The organism is Vibrio sp. V39_P1S14PM300, assembly GCF_009904765.1.
Lineage (GTDB): Bacteria > Pseudomonadota > Gammaproteobacteria > Enterobacterales > Vibrionaceae > Vibrio > Vibrio proteolyticus.
This window is the reverse complement of sequence record NZ_WXWP01000291.1, coordinates 1-3,118: the sequence shown is the minus strand read 5'-3', so window position 1 is coordinate 3,118 and position 3,118 is coordinate 1. Positions and strand designations below refer to the sequence as shown.

The window sequence follows — 3,118 nt, the reverse complement described above, 5'->3', positions numbered from 1 at the left end:
CTGCACTGCGCTATTCCGGTTATGTTGGCGTGGCGATTTCAGTGGTAGCTGTGATTTTTGTGGGGCCAATGGCCTTTGTCGGCGCCGGTGCGGGCCTATTGATGTCGTTTAGAATGGCAGGCGTGGTCAATCGGCCCAAAGTGGAGATCACACCATTTATCGATGGCATCTTATATCTCGACGAAAAGCGCAGCGTCGCAAGTCATAAAAATAATGTGACCACGTACTTTCTAACGCCCGATTTAGCTGCCTATCCGTTCGATGAAAGCACTCGTTTTTCCATGGAAGGACAGTATACCTCTGCCTATGAAGCCACGCCCGAACTGCACGCGGCATTTACCCAGGCGGTTAACCAAGTTATCGACACTAAAGAAGTTGAGGCTTATTGAACACCGAAAACTCTATCTTTATAAAAAAACCGCCGACTGAATGCTGTCCAGTCGGCGGTTTTATCTAAGGATGGAGGTTTGGCGAGTTACTCCACCGTCACCGCTTTCGCCAGGTTACGAGGCTGATCGACATCGGTGCCCTTAATCAAGGCCACATAGTAAGACAGCAGCTGCATTGGGATGGTGTAGTAGATCGGCGCCGTAATTTCACTCACGTGTGGCATGGTGATGATCTTCATGTTCTCATCCGCTTCAAAACCAGCATCTTTGTCAGCAAACACGTACAACAAGCCGCCACGTGCACGCACTTCTTCGATGTTCGACTTTAGCTTCTCAAGCAGATCGTTGCTCGGTGCGACCACTACCACTGGCATATCGGCATCAATCAATGCCAGAGGGCCGTGTTTCAGCTCCCCTGCGGCGTACGCTTCGGCATGAATGTAAGAGATTTCTTTGAGCTTCAATGATGCTTCCATCGCGATCGGATAGAACTCTCCGCGCCCCAAAAACAGCGTGTGGTGCTTGTCAGCAAAGTCTTCCGCCAACGCTTCAATCTCTTTTTCAAACGACAGGGCAGCATTGATCTGCTGAGGCAGTGCGTGCAGTGCTTCAACAATCTCTTTCTCTTGCGCTTTACCGATCAATTGCTTCTGTTTACCCAGAGCGGTCACCAGCATCAGCAGTGCTGACAACTGAGTAGTGAACGCTTTGGTCGACGCAACACCAATTTCCACCCCAGCACGAGTCATAAACGCAAAGTCAGACTCACGCACCAGAGATGAGCCTGCGACATTACAGATCGTCATCGCCGCCATGTAGCCTTTTTCTTTAGCCAAACGTAGTGCCGCCAGTGTATCGGCCGTTTCGCCCGATTGAGACAACGTGATCAGCAAGCTATTTGGACGAGTAACAAATTTGCGATAACGGAACTCGGAAGCAATCTCCACATCGCAGCTCACGCCCGCCAGAGATTCAAACCAGTAGCGCGCCGTCATACCCGCATTGTAAGAGGTGCCACACGCGACAATCTGAACGTGTTCCACTTTATTGAGGATCTCAACCGCATTAACACCGATGCTCTCTGTGACCACAGAATCGGCGCTGATACGGCCTTCCATCGTGTTGATCAGCGCTGTTGGCTGCTCGTAAATCTCTTTCTGCATGAAGTGACGGAACTGACCTTTATCTCCGGCATCGTGCTCTGCATTGGACTCGGTAATTTCACGCTCAACTGGCTCACCGTTCGCATCAAACACAGTCACTTCGCGGCGGGTAATTTCCGCGACATCCCCTTCTTCGAGGTACATAAAGCGACGGGTGACATTAAGCAGAGCCAGTTGATCCGAAGCCAGGAAGTTTTCGCCGACACCGAAACCAATCACGATCGGGCTACCAGAACGAGCCACCACTATGCGAGACGGATCTTTACGATCCAGCGCGACGGTGCCGTACGCACCTTCCAGCTGTTTGGCGGTTTTCTGTACCGCTTCCAGCAGGCTGGCTGAGGTACGCTGTTCCCACTCCACCAGGTGGGCAATCACTTCGGTGTCGGTTTGGGATTCAAACACATAGCCACGATCACGCAGCAGGCTGCGCAGTTCTTCGTGGTTTTCGATGATGCCGTTGTGTACGACGGCAATATCCCCGGACATGTGTGGGTGAGCATTCACTTCAGAGGGCTCACCATGTGTCGCCCAACGTGTATGCGCAATACCAGTACCGCCAAGTACCTGCGCTTCTTCCACAGCATCCGCCAGTTCCTGAACTTTGCCCAGGCGACGCACTCGGGTCAGTTGATGGTCGCCATCTACTACGGCAACACCAGCGGAGTCATACCCGCGGTATTCCAAACGGCGTAAACCTTCTACCAGAATTTCAGCGACATCTCGTTGTGCTACTGCACCTACGATTCCACACATGTTTTGTTCTCCGTGTTTGATTTCTTTATCTCCCCAACCGGCAGCAAGCAAAAGCCGGAACGTCGGGGAAACAGGGTAATAGGGTCAGGCGCGGATCACTCGTACGCCATGAGATTCGATTTGTGCGACCTGCTCGTCACTGGCCTGTTTGTCTGTCACCAGCACGTCGATGTTCTGCCAGCCTAATTCCAGATTAGGGATCTTGCGGCCAATTTTCTCGGACTCAATCATCACAATGACTTCACGTGAGACTTCGGCCATCACTTTGCTAAGGCCTACCAACTCATTAAACGTCGTGGTACCGCGCTCCAGATCGATACCATCCGCGCCGATAAACAACTGATCAAAATCGTATGAGCGTAATACCGATTCGGCCACCTGGCCCTGAAAGGACTCTGAGTGCGTATCCCAAGTTCCGCCAGTCATTAATAATGTCGGTTCGTTTTCCAACTCATTAAGCGCATTAGCGACATGCAGTGAGTTGGTCATGACAACCAGACCGCGTTTATGATCGAGTTGCTGAATTAATGCCGCCGTCGTGCTGCCACTGTCGATCACTAAACGATTGTGATCGCGGATCAGTTCTGCGGCGGCTTTGGCCAACTCCACCTTTCGAGTCGAAACATTTTTACTTAATTCCTCGCTTACGACTTCTTTCGGCAATGCAATGGCACCACCATAACGACGCAGTAGCTGGCCATTTTTCTCTAGCGAAGCCAAATCCTTTCTAATCGTGACCTCAGAGGTTTCGAATCGGCTGGATAATTCTTCCACACTGACTTCACCCTTGTCGTTCACTAAGTTTGAAAT

General features: G+C 51.3%; 2 protein-coding genes and 1 pseudogene. 1 reads left to right on the top strand and 2 read right to left on the bottom strand.

Annotated elements, in window-relative coordinates; translation table 11 throughout:
- Positions 1 to 389, top strand: a pseudogene (locus CAG65_RS14865) (hypothetical protein); the annotation flags it as partial.
- A gap of 86 nt (positions 390 to 475) precedes the next feature.
- Here CAG65_RS14865 and glmS read toward each other — a convergent pair.
- A complete protein-coding gene (glmS, locus tag CAG65_RS14860) occupies positions 476 to 2,308 on the bottom strand; it encodes a glutamine--fructose-6-phosphate transaminase (isomerizing) (RefSeq protein ID WP_161454153.1) in 1,833 nt (610 codons plus the stop codon).
- Between the two features lie 84 nt (positions 2,309 to 2,392).
- Positions 2,393 to 3,118: DeoR/GlpR family DNA-binding transcription regulator (locus CAG65_RS14855; protein ID WP_202599408.1), on the bottom strand; the 726-nt coding region annotated here is incomplete at its 5' end.